At 41.7% G+C, this 15,736-nt stretch carries 14 protein-coding genes and 2 pseudogenes; 8 read left to right on the top strand and 8 right to left on the bottom strand.

The window, feature by feature from the left end; genetic code table 11:
- Positions 1-363: 363 nt before the first annotated feature.
- The 4 genes and pseudogenes from V7K97_RS05375 to V7K97_RS05360 form a co-directional block, all read right to left on the bottom strand.
- Entirely contained in the window at positions 364-570 is a 207-nt protein-coding gene (locus V7K97_RS05375; RefSeq protein WP_334799698.1) for a hypothetical protein, read from the bottom strand.
- A 328-nt stretch (positions 571-898) separates the two neighbouring features.
- Positions 899-1,249 (bottom strand): annotated as a pseudogene (locus V7K97_RS05370) (transposase); the annotation flags it as partial.
- Between the two features lie 1,103 nt (positions 1,250-2,352).
- The gene (locus V7K97_RS05365; RefSeq protein ID WP_334799679.1) at positions 2,353-2,973 is read right to left on the bottom strand and encodes an rRNA large subunit pseudouridine synthase E; all 621 of its coding nucleotides are present in this window, start codon (positions 2,971-2,973) and stop codon (positions 2,353-2,355) included.
- An 11-nt stretch (positions 2,974-2,984) separates the two neighbouring features.
- The gene (locus V7K97_RS05360) at positions 2,985-3,758 is read right to left on the bottom strand and encodes a glucosamine-6-phosphate deaminase (RefSeq protein WP_334799677.1); all 774 of its coding nucleotides are present in this window, start codon (positions 3,756-3,758) and stop codon (positions 2,985-2,987) included.
- Positions 3,759-4,200: 442 nt separating this feature from the next.
- Between V7K97_RS05360 and V7K97_RS05355 the strand changes: the two genes are divergently transcribed.
- From V7K97_RS05355 to V7K97_RS05345, 3 genes are read left to right on the top strand one after another with little or no spacing between them, the layout of a single operon-like run.
- Complete coding sequence (locus tag V7K97_RS05355) at positions 4,201-4,887, top strand: HAD family hydrolase (RefSeq protein ID WP_334799675.1); 687 nt, start codon at positions 4,201-4,203, stop codon at positions 4,885-4,887.
- Positions 4,865-5,068 (top strand): hypothetical protein, encoded by a 204-nt coding sequence (locus V7K97_RS05350; protein ID WP_334799673.1) that lies wholly within the window; start codon positions 4,865-4,867, stop codon positions 5,066-5,068. The genes V7K97_RS05355 and V7K97_RS05350 overlap by 23 nt, the downstream gene beginning before the upstream one ends.
- Positions 5,031-5,693 (top strand): aldo/keto reductase, encoded by a 663-nt coding sequence (locus V7K97_RS05345; protein WP_334799671.1) that lies wholly within the window; start codon positions 5,031-5,033, stop codon positions 5,691-5,693. The genes V7K97_RS05350 and V7K97_RS05345 overlap by 38 nt, the downstream gene beginning before the upstream one ends.
- Before the next feature lie 88 nt (positions 5,694-5,781).
- Here the strand turns inward: V7K97_RS05345 and V7K97_RS05340 are convergent, their stop codons facing one another.
- A complete protein-coding gene (locus V7K97_RS05340; RefSeq protein ID WP_334799669.1) occupies positions 5,782-6,408 on the bottom strand; it encodes a PadR family transcriptional regulator in 627 nt (208 codons plus the stop codon).
- A 410-nt stretch (positions 6,409-6,818) separates the two neighbouring features.
- On the opposite strand from V7K97_RS05340, the gene V7K97_RS05335 reads away from it, so the two are divergent.
- Positions 6,819-7,274 (top strand): helix-turn-helix domain-containing protein, encoded by a 456-nt coding sequence (locus tag V7K97_RS05335; RefSeq protein ID WP_334799668.1) that lies wholly within the window; start codon positions 6,819-6,821, stop codon positions 7,272-7,274.
- Positions 7,275-7,354: 80 nt separating this feature from the next.
- On the opposite strand, the gene gatA is transcribed toward V7K97_RS05335, so the two are convergent.
- Positions 7,355-8,815: an Asp-tRNA(Asn)/Glu-tRNA(Gln) amidotransferase subunit GatA gene (gene gatA, locus V7K97_RS05330; protein ID WP_334799667.1), complete on the bottom strand. Its 1,461-nt coding sequence runs from the start codon at positions 8,813-8,815 to the stop codon at positions 7,355-7,357.
- Between the two features lie 414 nt (positions 8,816-9,229).
- Here gatA and V7K97_RS05325 point away from each other — a divergent pair, with 414 nt between their 5' ends.
- Both V7K97_RS05325 and V7K97_RS05320 read left to right on the top strand, forming a co-directional pair.
- Positions 9,230-10,579: a helix-hairpin-helix domain-containing protein gene (locus tag V7K97_RS05325; protein ID WP_334799666.1), complete on the top strand. Its 1,350-nt coding sequence runs from the start codon at positions 9,230-9,232 to the stop codon at positions 10,577-10,579.
- A 202-nt stretch (positions 10,580-10,781) separates the two neighbouring features.
- Positions 10,782-11,378: a hypothetical protein gene (locus V7K97_RS05320; protein ID WP_334799664.1), complete on the top strand. Its 597-nt coding sequence runs from the start codon at positions 10,782-10,784 to the stop codon at positions 11,376-11,378.
- A 189-nt stretch (positions 11,379-11,567) separates the two neighbouring features.
- Here the strand turns inward: V7K97_RS05320 and V7K97_RS05315 are convergent.
- Positions 11,568-11,732: pseudogene (locus V7K97_RS05315) on the bottom strand (RNA-guided endonuclease TnpB family protein); the annotation flags it as partial.
- A gap of 90 nt (positions 11,733-11,822) precedes the next feature.
- On the opposite strand from V7K97_RS05315, the gene V7K97_RS05310 reads away from it, so the two are divergent.
- Positions 11,823-12,335 (top strand): transposase, encoded by a 513-nt coding sequence (locus tag V7K97_RS05310; RefSeq protein WP_334799662.1) that lies wholly within the window; start codon positions 11,823-11,825, stop codon positions 12,333-12,335.
- A 142-nt stretch (positions 12,336-12,477) separates the two neighbouring features.
- Positions 12,478-14,346, top strand: coding sequence for an alpha-amylase family glycosyl hydrolase (locus tag V7K97_RS05305; RefSeq protein ID WP_334799660.1), 1,869 nt, complete (start codon positions 12,478-12,480; stop codon positions 14,344-14,346).
- On the opposite strand, the gene V7K97_RS05300 is transcribed toward V7K97_RS05305, so the two are convergent.
- A complete protein-coding gene (locus V7K97_RS05300) occupies positions 14,330-15,712 on the bottom strand; it encodes a hypothetical protein (protein ID WP_334799659.1) in 1,383 nt (460 codons plus the stop codon). The two genes, V7K97_RS05305 and V7K97_RS05300, sit on opposite strands and share 17 nt — an antisense overlap.
- Between the last annotated feature and the right edge of the window lie 24 nt (positions 15,713-15,736).

The raw sequence follows: 15,736 nt of genomic DNA, 5'->3' as shown, positions 1-15,736 counted from the left end.
TCCAGTTGGCTGAACCTTTGATTTTATGGCGATTTAACCACTGAAGTCTAGAAAGTTTTGCTTCAAAGAAGCGGTAGGATTTAGAGCCGAGAATATAGATGAGTATTTTGCAATTAAATTCTTCCCTCCCTAATAAAAATTATGATAACCCACCTAGTAGCTGGCAGGTTATTACAACATTTTTGTATGCGTGCGTAATAGTTTCAGATTTGGCTTTCAAGCCACCTAGTACTTAGAGGGTTGTTGCCACGCTAGTATAGGCTTAGATTCTATCTAAATTAACTGGCAGCAGACTTTCAACTCACCCAGTACCTGGAGGGTTGTTGGCACGTGATATTGGCATTTATAGGGCATTAGGATCGTTCATAGCGATCGCTGTTCTCGTCTCTGGCGATTCAGGAGTTCGTAATTGTCACCAAGTAGCTGGCGAATACTCCGGTAAGCTAGGACTTTGTTAGCGATCGCATCGTTAATGTGCTTTTGCAGAGTTTTCAACTGGGGAATAAATTGTACAAACCTTGCTGCACACTCTTTTTGCGCTTCGTTTGCAGAGAAGAACCTCTCCCCCAACCCCTCCCCTTGTAGGGCAGGGCTGTTTCATTCGTTCAGATCAGAATTTTGTCAAGAGTATCAACCAGAAAATTTAGTGAGTTGGTAATCGAAAAATTACTGTTTCAATCGGTAAATTTAAGTGCGATCGCCTGGTTTTTGACCCAATTAGAGTGTTTAAAAACCTGATTTTTTTGACTGATACGCTTGTAAATTAAGGTCTTTTAGGGAATGAATCAGCCCTGCCTTAAAAAGGGGGGCTAGTAGTCTGTCAAGCTAGTTTTGAGGGGTTCGTAGTTGCGCTTTAGCGCTAAAGCGCAACTACGAACTAAATTAATACCCCTCAATTTAAACTTGACGGACTACTAGTGGGTATTTCAATATCACTTTCTTTGAGGATGTTAACTAGTACCGGATAGGTGGGCAAATTGTACTTTTCTTCGGCTAGTGCTGTATAAGCCCGCATCCGTTTGGGCATTTCCGGTTTGTAGCGTAATTATAACTCGTTGAGTACAAGAAATTCGCCATATTTTGGACTGGTAGCGCGGACTAATACATCGCTTTCACGGCTAATCCACTGGAATTCGGAGTTGAGAATTTCCCCAGTTACAATATTGGGAATTTGCGTTACCCATTTTACCCAGTTTTCTGGTGCGAGGCTGATTAATCGCTTTGTGCTAATATCTGCTGCTTTAGCCATAGGGAATGTAGATGACCATAGTTGTAGTTTATGACTAAAGTGGCGATATCTACGATGGGCTATGCCTATGCACTGATGTATTAGAGGATGTCTGAAAAGTTTTTTTGTATACACCTAACCCTTGGAGATCCCCCTAAATCCCCCTTAAAAAGGGGGACTTTAAGACTCTTATTTCCCCCTTTTTTAAGGCAGGGCTGATTCATTCCCTAAAAGGCTCTGATTTACAAGCGTTTCAAGCAAAAAAGTCAGGTGACTAAAAAATCTGATTGGGCGAGAAAATCGCGTAGGCGTAGCCCGTCGTAGACATCGCACTGAAATTTACTCGTTGAGGTGGTATCTTTTCGATAACCAAATCAAGCAAATTTCTGACTTATACTATTGACAAAATCTCTAAGAGATCGAATGAAACAGCCCTGCTTTTTAAGGGGGGTTAGGGGGGATCAATCAGTGCCTAAAATCACAGCTAAGGACTTTTCAAACATCCTCTTAGAGCCAGGGCGAATAGAATTCGCGGCTATGCGAACGTAAACTAAAGAAAAATTGAGAGAATCTGGTAGGGTGCGTTATGGACTTTAGTCCTAACGCACCGAAAACCTCTGACGGTGCGTTACCCTGACGCGATAACACACCCTACCTGTATTTCAAAAATTAAACAGGACTTACGCAAACAATAGCTAAAACCCTGATTTTTAGGTAGGGGCAATTCATGAATTGCCCCTGAGCGCGTGTAGTTTTGCGTAAGTCCTATTAAATATGAGTCGTAAAGCTGGTAAATTTAGCTCCCTTAAAAAGGGAGGAAACGGAGTCAAAGTCGCCCTTTTTAAGGCAGGGCTGTTTCATTCGTTCAGATCAGAATTTTGTCAAGAGTATCAACCAGAAAATTTAGTGAGTTGGTAATCGAAAAATTACTGTTTCAATCGGTAAATTTAAGTGCGATCGCCTGGTTTTTGACCCAATTAGAGTGTTTAAAAACCTGATTTTTTTGACTGATACGCTTGTAAATTAAGGTCTTTTGGGGAATGAATCAGCCCTGCTTTTTAAGGGGGGTTAGGGGGGATCAATCAGTGCCTAAAATCACAGCTAAGGACTTTTCAAACATCCTCTTAGAGATCATTCTCCTTTGGGGGAAAACTTTTCGATTTACTGACATTATGTATAAATTGGAGTTCAGATCCTTTCAGATCGCGCCATTGACCCAATTGTAAGTTATCTAATTGTAGGTGGGCGATGCTGACCCTGACCAGTCGCAAAGTCGGAAACCCTACAGCCGCAGTCATACGCCGTACTTGGCGGTTTTTTCCCTCTGTCAAAGTCATTTCTAGCCAAGCCGTGGGTACATTTTTGCGAAATCTAATCGGCGGAATGCGTTCAGGTAACTGTGTTTCTTCTGTTAAAAGCCTAACTTCTGCTGGTTGAGTACGGTAATCTTGAATTTCCACACCTGTTTGCAACTTTTTGATAGCATAAGCATCTGGAATTCGCTCTACCTGTACCCAGTAAGTACGTTTATGACCAAAATGTGGATGGGCGAGGCGATGTTGCAATTGTCCATCGTTTGTTAACAGCAGCAATCCTTCACTATCCCAGTCTAAGCGTCCCACAGGATACACATCAGGCACATCAATATAATCTTTTAGGGTGCTATGTGTGGGTGCGTCTTTTGTAAACTGACTGAGAACACCATAAGGTTTGTAAAAAATAATATATCGGTAATTATTGGGCATCGGATAAAAGTTCAAGAAAGCAAACTAGCAGAATTAACATCCAAAAATAATGTTGCTTGAGATTGTTGACGAAGAATAGAAGCCGGACAGTTTGTATTTATAGCTCCTTGTAACATCTCTTTTACCACATTAGCTTTACGTTTTTCAGGAGCAAGACAGATAATTTTTTTAGCTGAACAAATCGTCGAGATGGTGATAGTAAAAGCATATTGCGGAACAGTTTCTAGATTCGGAAAGTGACCTGTGCTTACTTGTTGCTGACGGTTCACTGTATCCAGTTTCACCAGTTTCACACTGTAAGGATCTTGAAAATTTGCTACTGCTGGATCGTTAAAAGCTAAATGTCCATTTTCGCCAATACCGAGACAGCATAAGTCAATGGGTTGTGCTTGCAGTAGTTTCGTGTAGCGATCGCACTCTGCTACTGGTTGCAATGTATCACCTTCTATATAGTTAAATTGCTTAGGAACAACCCGCTTCTCTACACGTTCTCGCAGATAGCGCCGGAAACTGGCAGAATGGTCAGCAGTAATTCCCAAATATTCATCTAGATGAAATAGAATAATCCGTGACCAATCTACACCACCCAATGCAATCAAAGCATCAAGAAATTTGAGTTGAGAGTTACCTGTTGCTAACAATACAGCAGCTGTATCCTGAAGATTAAGAACTTGCTGTAAATGCTTTTGTGCGATTTCGGCAACATCCTCGGCCATTTCGACTTCAGAGTTATAAATCTGCACTAGTAAATCATCAACGCGAAAAAAGTTTTTAGCGGGTGGCATTTGCTTACACCGAAGGTTGTCAATTATACGGCAGTTTGTTCAGAGGTTTTACCTGTCTGCCCTTATATAGCAATCAATCATATTTGATTTCTGAAAAAATCTCGGTAGTCTTGTAGTAGCCTGTCTAGGCTAAAATGCTGCAAAAAAATTGCTTTGTTGGGTGGAGGCTTTGCGTAACCCAACATCCTGATAATCAGTTGGGTTGCGCTCCGCTCCACCCAACCTACGTCTAATGTACTATTTTAGCCTAGACAGTCCACTACGTGCATTTCAAAAATCAAATACTAGTCCTATATGCGCTATCCAGTATAGATTTTAGGATTTAGTAGATTAATTTATCGGTTTTTGCCCTGTATTGACCAAAGAACAATTATTAAGGACAAAAAAACAATGTAAACTATTGAAATTAAGTTAACAATTATTTACATTTTACCAAAAAATTATGCTGGCTGCAATTCTCTTTGACCTAGACGGCACTATTGTCAATACCGACCCCATACACTACCGAGCTTGGCAGGAAATGCTATCAAATTATAGCATAGAAATTGACGAAACATTTTATAAATCTCGAATTAGTGGGGGGCTAAATCCAGAAATTGTTAAAGACATTCTGCCACAATTATCAGCAGCAGAAGGGCAAAAATTTGCAGACGAAAAAGAGGCGCTTTTCCGTAAACTCGCCTCGAATCTCAAACCCTTGAGTGGATTTTCTGAACTACTAGCATGGACAGAGACACACCAGTTAAAAAGGGCATTAGTAACTAATGCCCCTAGATTAAATGCAGAATTTATGCTAGAAGTTTTGGGAATTAAAGAAGCTTTCCATACAGTTGTTTTGGCGGATGATTGTATTGCAGGTAAACCTGACCCTGCACCCTACCAAGTTGCCTTAAACAAGTTGGGCATTACAGCAGAAGAAGCGATCGCTTTAGAAGACTCTCCCTCTGGTATTTGTTCAGCAGTGGGCGCAGATATCCGCACTATTGGTATAGCATCTACCCACGATCCGCAAGTTTTGCAGTCAGTCGGCGCATTTATGGCAATTCCAGATTTTACTGATTTGCAATTGTGGACATTGCTGAACTCATTCATTGAACCAGATTTAAATGCGATCGCCTCTAATCTTTGAGGGAATTGGGCATTGGGCACTTGTACCCAGCGTTGTCGTTGGCGCAGCCTCTCGTAGAGAAGTATTGGGAATTGGGCATTGGGCACTTGTACCCAGCGTTGTCGTTGGCGCAGCCTCTCGTAGAGAAGTATTGGGCATGGGGAATGGTGCATGGGGAAGAAGTTACCTCTTTGGCCAATGACATCTACCGCCCGGCTCGATTAGACCCACAAGTTCCCATTGAAGACACCATCGGAGCGATCGCCGAGCTAGTCACGGCTGGCTACATCCGATACATCGGGCTATCGGAGATGGGAGTGGACACTATTCGCCGTGCCCACGCCATCCACCCCATCAGTGACTTGCAAATCGAGTACTCCCTAATTAGCCGTAATCCTGAGAGCGAGATTTTTCCTGTACTGGAAGAACTTGGGATTGGCGTAACTGCCTATGGCGTGCTGTCACGAGGACTGCTGAGTGGCTCCACTCCAGCCACACAGGGAGACTTCCGTGCCTACTTACCCCGCTTCAGCAAAGAAAACCTTGCCCAGAACCAACGCCTAATCGAAGAGTTAAAGCAAATTGCCGCCGAGAAAGGAGTTCTGACTTCGCAGTTGGCTATTGCTTGGGTACTTGCAAAAGGCAGAAACATTGTGCCGGTCATCGGCGCACGTAAGCGCACCCAACTTTCCGAATCCTTGGCCGCTTTGGATGTGAACCTATCGCCGGAGGACTTAAACCGCATCGAAACAACAATTCCCGCATCTGCGATCGCAGGCACTCGTTATAATGAACATCAAATGAAGATGCTCGACAGCGAACGCTAATACTAGCAATAGCTTGTTTATGAAGGTTTGTAGTAAGCAATTTAGTGCTGAGAAAATAAGGACTAAAGTCCTTACTACGAGCCTTTGGTTATTTTTCAGCCAGAATCGCGTAAATTTCCCGTTTAACTTGCTCTAAAAGCTCACGCACCCGATTTATCCGCTCCATATTGCCACTTCGAGCAACCTGCACCACTACAGCAGCTAATTCTGTTGCGGCATTCCGCAACTCAATAAACTCTTGGGGCTTACCTTTCACGAAACTTTTAAAGGTATCCCAAGGAGAGTCTGAGGGTTCTTGTTGGGTACGTTCTGCTAATAATTGTCTACCCTCATCCGTAATCGTGTAAATCCGCTTGCCACCTTCTTGTGCGCTCTTGAGATAACCACCTTCCTCCAGCAATTGGAGTGTTGGATACACTGAGCCAGGACTGAGGCGACGGAAACCACCATAGCGAGTTTCCATCTCTTTAATCAGGTCGTAACCATGACTAGGATGCTCTGATAACAATTCCAACAGGATGAACTTGATGTCACCCCGACGAGTCCGATATTCATCTCCCCAACCACGACCAAACATTTCATGGCCAAAGTGTTTCTCATCATGTCTGCCATGATGCTTGCCATGCCCAAACCAAGACCTGACAAGCAATGAATCATCTTCACTAACTCCTGCCCATGCAGGTGCGCCAAAACGTGACCGAAAATGTCTAAACATAAGTAAATCTCAAATCAACTTTCTCTAATATACGATATATCGGAATATATCGCGATATATCGGGATAGAATTTTGATGAAGATTTTTGAAGTCAGCAACTCTGTCAACGCCAAGCTAGTCAAAGCGGGAACCTGAAGCAGGAACGCTGCAATTATCCCAGCCCAGAGTAACCATTGAGAAAATACTTGTATTATAAATTTTAGTACTTTAATTTCCATACCCATTTTTTCATTTTGAAGGTATGCATTATAACAAAAAAAATACTTAGCCTAAAGACCCTTAGCATTTTAAAATCAAGGATTAAACCATTATTAGAAAAAATTATCCGAAAAACAAATATTCAGTAAATTTACGTATGCACATCCAGTCTTCTCAATGAATAGTAGAATTAGCCCATACAGGAGAAGACTGTGACGCTCTTAAACGAAGCTCAAGTAGAGCAACTAAAGAAAATAACCACACACTTGCGACAAGTAAGACAAGAAAAATCTCTCCGCATAGAAGAAATAGCCTCTCAAACAATGATTCGAGCAGGTGTTTTGCAAGCTTTAGAAGAAGAACGATTTGAAGAATTGCCTGAGCCTATTTTTCTTCAAGGATTCATTCGTCGGTATGGAGATGCATTAGGGCTAGATGGAAATGCTTTATCACACAGCCTCATAACCAATGTTGTCTGCCAAGACTTCAAAAATGCTCGTCAAAATTCAAACAACAAAGGAAATACATACATACCTCTGGTTCTGACCTATATATTATTATTAGTCGGTGCATCTGCTGGTCTTCTTTATACACTTAATCCACAAGTGACAGCCGAATCCGTGACTCCACAAGACAATAATCAACAGTCAATAGTCAGTAATCAGTGAACATTAATCAGGCTGACAAATGCAGATGGGCAGGGGGAGACAAGGCGACAAGGAGATTAACCCATGCCCCATGCCCATTTTCAAGATATTTGCGGTTTACGCAAATGCCAACTAGTAGATTGCTCATAAGCATAAGCTACCTGAAACAGTAAGTCTTCTCTCAGCACATTGCCAATTAGCTGTAATCCGATTGGTAGCCCCTGATCATCAAAACCACATGGCAAACTTAAACTAGGTAAACCAGCAAGATTCACAGGAATAGTCATCAAGTCAGTTAAATACATACTTAAGGGATCAGTAGTTTTTTCTCCTGCTTTGAATGCTGTAGTGGGAGATGTGGGACAAACTAACACATCAACTACGCCAAAAGCCTTTTCAAAGTCTTGTTTAATCAAGGTACGGACTTTTTGGGCTTTTAGGTAGTAAGCGTCATAATAGCCAGCAGAAAGGGCGTAAGTACCAATCATAATCCGGCGTTTGACTTCTGTACCAAAACCAGCTGCACGGGTACGAGTGTACATCGATAGCAGATTATCTGCATCAGGAGCGCGATACCCATATTTAACCCCATCGTAACGAGCTAGGTTTGCTGATGCTTCTGATGGAGCGATGATGTAATAAGTGGGTAAGCCATAGCGAAAGCGGGGACAGGAAATTATATGAATTTCCGCTCCCAAACTTTGTAGTACATCTACTGCTTTGGTAACAGCTTGTTCCACTACAGAATCTAAACCTTCACCAAAAGTTTCTTTAATGATACCAATTCTTAGCTGGCCTCTGGGTTTGAAGTCTGGTTTTAAGCTCGCAGCATAGTTGGGAATAGCAACTTTTAGGCTGGTAGAGTCTTTAGGATCGTAACCTGCGATCGCACTTAATAATATTGCCGCATCTTCTACCGTGTTTGCAAATGGCCCAATTTGATCTAAAGACGAAGCGTAAGCCACCAAACCATAACGCGAAACCAAACCATAAGTTGGTTTCATTCCCACCACACCGCAGAAAGATGCTGGTTGGCGAATCGAACCGCCAGTATCAGAACCGAGAGCAACTACACATTCTTGGGACGATACCGCAGCAGCTGAACCTCCCGAAGAACCACCTGGAACTCGTGACAAATCCCAAGGATTAGCCGTAACTTGGTAGGCAGAGTTTTCTGTAGAACTACCCATTGCAAACTCATCCAAGTTGGTTTTGCCTACCATTACCGCCCCAGCATCTGCCAGTTTTTGCGTCGCCGTTGATTCATAAGGCGGCACAAAATTTGACAAAATCCGGGAGGCGCAGGTGGTAGGAACTCCCTTGGTACACAAATTGTCCTTAATCCCCACAGGAATCCCTGCTAGCAGTCCAATTTCTTCTCCCGCAGCAATTTTGGCATCCACAGCAACCGCCTGCTCTAATGCCCGTTCTGTGGTAACACATAAAAAGCTGTGCAATTTCGGCTCTAACGCTTCAATGCGCTTTAAAGCTTCTTGGGTAATTTCAACGGCAGAACGTTCTTTTATAACCAGTTGTTGGTGCAACTCGCGGATGGATGCCATGATTGCTCTCTGTTGTGACTCAAGTCATTGATTTTAGTACATATTGGTCGAGATTGGGTATTGGGCATTGGGTATTGGGCATCCCTTCTCTACGCGAACGGCTCCGCTCAGGGCAAGTGGGTATTGGGTATTGGGTATTCTCTCCCCCTGCCTCCCCTGCCTCCCTCATCTCCCTACTCCCCACCCATCTGAAATATGTATTGAAATGTGTTTAATTAAGTTTTGAAAAACAGCAAATAGATGGCTATCAACAGTTTATTCAGTAGGTTACCGAAGTTTTGATATATTCGCTACTTTTGTGTAAGAGTATTGCAGTGTTTTCTAGTGATATAATTTTGTATTACAAGCTTTATAAATACTACAGATTTTATCAATTAATTAATTTCGCAATTTTTTTTCAGGGGGTACGCTAGGATGATCAAAATAGCCACACGTAAATATTTAGGCAAACAAAATGTCTATGACATTGGGGTTGAGCGTGACCATAATTTTGCGCTCAAAAACGGCTTAATAGCTTCCAATTGCTTCAATAAATCTCATTCGACAGCTTATGGTTATGTAACTTATCAAACAGCATATTTAAAAGCTAATTACCCATTGGAATATATGGCGGCACTGTTAACGGCTAACAGTGGTGATACCGATAAAGTACAGAGATATATTACTAACTGTACAAATATGGCGATTTCCATAGATCCGCCAGATATTAATCGTTCTGGTGTTGATTTTACGCCAACGGCAGGAAAGATTCTATTTGGATTTTCGGCGGTACGTAACGTGGGACAAAATGCGATCGCTTGTATTTTAGAGGCGAGAAATGAGACAGGAGAGTTTAAATCCCTCGCTGATTTTTGCGATCGCGTGGATTTACGTGCCGTTAACCGCCGAACTCTGGAATCGCTGATTTACTGTGGAGCCTTTGACAAAATTGAAGCCAACCGCCAACAGTTAATTAACGACTCAGAATTAGTGTATGATTGGGCACAATCTCGCGCTAAAGATAGAGCTAGTGGTCAAGGGAATCTCTTGGATTTATTAGGCGACGGATTTTCTTCAACTCAAAATAAAAGAGCAAATAATGCCTTTGAAACTGCTCCCAAATCTAAACCTGTGACGGATTTACCCCCACAGAAAAAGTTACAGATGGAGAAAGAATTATTAGGCTTTTATGTCTCAGATCATCCACTGAAATCCTTACAGCTAGCACCACTTTTGACTCCAATTAACCTATCGCAACTGGGAGATCAAAGGGAAGAAACAAGGCTTTGTGCAGTTGTCATGTTAAATAACGTGAAAAAAGTGGTGACTAAAAAAGGCGATCAGATGGCAATATTGCAAGTCGAAGACCTAACTACACAATCAGAAGCTGTAGTTTTTCCTAAAACTTATGAACGCATTAGTTCACTACTCGTAGTTGATACCAGATTGATTATTTGGGGAAAAGTAGATCGACGCGACGAGCAAACTCAATTTATTCTTGAAGATGCAGAACCAGTGGAAACAGTACAAATGGTGATGGTGGAGTTAAATCCCCAGCAAGCAGGTAATATCGATTACCTACATCACTTGAAAACAATTTTGCAAGAACAGTCAGGAGACAAAGAAAAGGCAAAAATGCCAGTGATTGGAATTATCCAAACAGAAACTTCTCGTAAATTTGTTCGTTTGGGTTGGCAATTTTGCGTACAAGATTCTAGAATAACTGTTCAAGCTTTGCAAAATGCCAGTTTTCATGCTCATATAAAATCGCTGACTGGTAGTTGACAACAGAAATAAAAAATCTACCAATACTGCAAAGCAGCTTAAAAATTAATTTTATTGAACTGTCAACAGTAAATTACCTTAAGTATTCAGGATTTTAATCGTTTTTTTAGTTACTTATGCGGATGATAATTTCATTGAGGGAGTGGTATCTTTTTATGCTAACACCCTTAAGGTTGCGAACGGGGGAAGGAGTTATAACTTGATGATCGTAAACGAGCTACATAGATTTGTTTCATACTGTAAAAAAATTCAACCCCAAACTCACGAGGACATTCAAAAATTTTTTGAAGGAGTGATATTGTTTCCTTATGACAAGGAACTTTTATTGCAAGCTTATTTATTTCTGAATATTAAAGAATTGTTTCCCTCATGCGCTGAATTACTGTTATTTGAAAAATCTCCAATTTCAGATTATACAGATTTAGGAAAGTGTGATTTTGTCTTCCTGACCTTTAAAGGTAGTCTGTTTTTAATTGAAACTAAGTTTATTGATACAGAAGCAACAGGAGCTACAGAAAGAAAAAGAAGAAATAAACATAGAAACAAGGTATTTGAGCAAGTTATTACTTTGAAAGGCCGATTTAGTGAATATTGGAATATGAGGCTAGATCAATTAGAATGTGGGGTTTTCACAACAGATTCAGAAGTTGCTTGGCGAGGAAATGGTGTGAACGTCATATCTAAATCAATATCTATAGATCAACTCGAAAAATGGCGGAAAAATTATCACAGTAGTGAGAAATTTTTATCTCATCAAGATATGTCAAAGTTTGAGGGTAAGCTTAATTTGAAAGGTTGAGCTTTTACAGATAGTTAGGAGGTTCTAGAACGTTTTGCTACCGACAAGAGAACTTTTAAAACATCCTCTAAGGTGTTTATGGTGGTAGAATATACATCAGCGAGAAACAAGTAGGAATAACCTTCAGCGTATTGAAATATCCTAGTAAGGAGCAATTGACATATACGACTCGATTCGGAATAGTTAAAGGGCAAATAATGGCAAATACGCAGAAAGCTCGTATCTACCTATATCTTTGTTGTCCATCCAGTATCTCAGGCAACTATTACGAACAAAGCGAGCAGTCCGAATCGCCTCATCTAGCTTTCGATACTGCTCACTTTGCCCTTTCACAAGAAAATCGCCGAACGGCACGGAAGCCACTTGGCTTGAGACAGTGGAGGAAGTGCCAACGGCGAATTTATTCGCCTTCAATATTTATCCGTGATCCGGCGCAATCGTCAGATGCGTAGCGCCATAAATAAAGCAGCAAGAATTGTAATCGACCATTGTATAGATAATCAAATCGGTACTGTTGTCTTTGGTTGGAATAACGGACAAAAAGACAGTCCTAATATGGGTAAAAAGAATAATCAAAAGTTTGTTCAAATACCTACTGCAAAACTCAAAGACCGCATTGCCCAATTGTGTGAACAACACAGCATTGATTTTATTGAGACAGAAGAAAGCTATACCTCTAAGACATCATTTCTAGATCATGATGTTCTACCTAAATATGGTGAAAAACCCGTGGGGTGGAAGGCTAGCGGCAGAAGATTAACTCGCGGTATTTATCAATCCTTGAGTGGGATCAAAATAAACGCTGATTGCAATGGGGCGGCAAATATACTTAGAAAAGTAGCTGCAATGTTTAAGTTTGACTTAAGCGGAGTAAGTAGAGGTGCTTTAAGTGCGCCTAAGAAAGTTCTTTTGTGGACTCTTCAGAAATCCTCGTACCTTCAGGTCGGGGAAGCTTAAAAATATGCCTTTCGATATACTTATTTTTCTAACTCCGTAAAAAATGGGCGAACGGGAGTAATTAGACAGATATTAAAGTTATCCTACCAAAGTACGCCAAAATTCAACCCAAGATGAACCGTACAAAAACAGGAGATAAAAAATGATTAATCTCAACGAAGTTGGTGCCTTTGTCTCTGCAATTACTAATTTGGGAGTAAATGTCAGGTTTGGGGTTTATCTCCCCTCCATTAGCGTCGCCAATGGTTACGAGTTGCTGGTGCGGGTAATACACAAAGACGATCGCTTTAATCCAGATATCCCACCTCTAGATTTTCCCCTACAACCTGTGTCGGGTTCTGCTAACAATCGCTGGGAAGCCAATATTAACATTCCCGTTAAACCTGGAACTCATTTTGGACAACCCGGAACCTATCTATACCGATACCAGCTACTACAGAATAAAACCGTAATCACTTCCTGGTTTACCGATCCTTTTGCTAAAACAACAGATATCGGTGAACTGTCTGCTTTTGTAACTCCCGACTTTGTTCCTGACTTTGTTTGGACTGATGATAATTGGAAAACGCCAGAACTTGAAGATTTGGTTGTTTATGAGCTACATGTAGAGGAGTTTAACAGCACCTTTGACGGTGTAGTTGAGCGTCTACCTTACCTCAAGAGTCTTGGTGTCACTTGCTTGGAGTTAATGCCAGTGACCAGTTTAAAGTTAGACTTTGATTGGGGTTATGGGCCTCTACACTACTTTGCTCCTAATGAGCGGTGGGGCGGTATCCAGGGATTAAAGCGTCTAGTTAATGCTTGCCATAATGCTGGAGTGGCGGTAATTCTGGATGTTGTCTATCAACACGTTGATTATAGCTTTCCCTATCATCTAATCTACAAGAATGCTGGTATTACCAGTCCCATGATTGGTAACAATGGACCATTCGGCCCGGAAATTGACTTCAATCAAGAGTTTGCCCGTGATTATATCCAGGCTGCTAACTTTCATTGGCTGGATGAGTACCATGTAGATGGTTTCCGTTACGATGAAGTCACGGATCTCTACGACGGCGCTACGGGTATTAAGTACGCCAAGATAGCTTATGACAACTACACTAAATCACTCCAGATTCCCCGGTTTACGCCTTCTGGTGGAGTCAAAAATGGGGAATACAGCCGGATTATTCAAGTACCAGAAGCATTAAATCAACCCCAAACAATTCTCACAAACACTTACTCCAACGGTACTTGGCAAGATGGACTGCTAAATAAAGCAGAGGATATGGCAAAGCGGAATTATGTGGATAGTAGTTTCCTTAACCAACTCGATACACGCATCATTGGCTACCCGGTTACGAAAACAGTACAGGACATTATTCAGCAACCAGTGGAAATGCCTGTTGCACCATTCCAGTATCTTGAGAGTCACGATCATAGCCAGTTAATTTATTTTGTGGGGACTGAAGCTGGTACAACAGATCCAGATAATATTCCCTTTGGAGATAGAAGCAAATATTATAAGCTACAACCATTTGCGATCGCTCTATACACCTGTCAAGGAATTCCCATGCTTTGGCAAGGACAGGAGTTTGCAGAAAACTACTTTCTGCCAAACAATGGCAATGGGCGCATCCGTTTGCGGCGTGACGTACATTGGGAGTACTTTTATGATGAATTCGGTGCTAGTCTCGTGCGTCTATACCGAACTTTAGGAAAGCTCAGGCACACTTACCCTGCTCTCCGTAGCCGCGATTCTTACAACTACAATGCCCAGTCTAATAATCAAGTAGTAGCTTACAGAAGAGAATCTAGAGCAGCAGATCAAATTGCGCTCGTGTTTCTCAATTTTTCTGATCAAAAGCAATCAATCTCGATTCCTTTTTCAAAAGCAGGTACTTATCAAGAAATGATTGACGATAGTCTACGTTCCGCCCCCTTGAAGATTTCTGTGAGTCGTGACGATGAATTAATCAAAGTTGATGTGCCATCTAACTACGGCTATATCTTTATCAAGAGTACTCCTTAAGACGCGGTAGTAATCCAAATAGAGTTAAAAGAGCGATCGCACTCACTGCTATTGGGGTAGTAATCTCGAAACCTGTGACATCATCATCACCTTGCTTAATTGCTTTGTCAAAGACAGCCTGGTTAATATCAAAGGTCTTTTGATTGGCTTCTTTGAACTGATCAATCGCCCAGTTTGACTGTCCTGGTTTGTCACCCAGGCAGAGAGCGATCGCTTCTTGTAGTTTACCGCTTTGGTTGAGTTGGCGAATTTGTTGATCTATAGCGATATAGTTTTCCCAAGTGGAGAAACTTGCCAAAGCCGCTTCTTGCTCACCAGGAAAGAAATCACCAGGAATGTTCACCAGTTCATCAGCTAAGAAGCCCGTAAAACCCTTAACATCCTTGTTCTGTTTCACAGCTGCAACGATTGTCTTCAAAGTCAGTCCATCAGTTAGCTTGGCGAGTCGGCTGGCCTTTTCCATGAAAGCTAGTTCGTGCTTGGAAGCAAATGTGGGATCGAGTAGGTAGCGGCTTTCATCAGCATTAGCACTGTAAGAAAGGGCGCGGGCTTGGCGTAGGGTGTGCATCGAATCAAAGGCTCTTTCTTTAGCCAGGGTGAGATGATCGGCAGATGAGAGAATAGCCCTTGTGGTGTACCCTAGAAAGATGAAGGCGATCGCAGTTGCAGCTAACAAGTAAGGATTAAGTGTCCGCCGCATCCTCTGACTGAGAAATACCTGAAACCCTACAAGCACAACAATTAATATCACACCAGAAATCATAATTAAAAACAGGGATCTGCCAGAGGCAAACTTTTCCTCGCTGTAACTACGCTTCAGTTCGGCAAAATTTGCCTCATCTAACTCATCGGCTGCTGGTAACAGGGTTTTATCCATAATTTCCGCAGCTGCACGGTAAGCAACCAGCACTGAATTAGTATCACCGCGTTGATGGAAGTCCCGCGCCTGCTGAATTTTGGCAATATAATTACCTAGCCCCAGTTGCATAGTCTCAATAGGTTTTCGTTCTTTATCCCCGTAGGTGATATTCTCAGCAGCAGCAACTAGCCTTTCAGTAGCTTTTTGGTATCCTTCTTCGTAACCCTTAACAGCATCTTGATTTTGTCCTGCTGGTACCAACAATTCGTTAGCGACATTAGCATCCATACCTGCAAATGCGTCCTTCAGCTGTTGAGCCGTAACAATGCTTGGTGTTGAATCTTTACCAAGAGTTTTGATGGCTTGTCGTTGCCCTTGAACTCCACTAATTGTAGTAATTAGCAATAAAATACTTGCTGACCAGGTTAAATATAAACCACTTTTAAGCAGTTGTGGGGTATTGAGTTTCCTAATTGCTTGACTTGAGACGGCGATGATTTTACTCATATTTTTTCTACTTAATGATGATTA

It is taken from the genome of Nostoc sp. (assembly GCF_036917815.1).
Taxonomy (GTDB): Bacteria; Cyanobacteriota; Cyanobacteriia; order Cyanobacteriales; family Nostocaceae; genus Nostoc.
The sequence above is the reverse complement of the archived record's forward strand: the minus strand, read 5'-3'. Positions and strand labels throughout refer to the sequence as shown.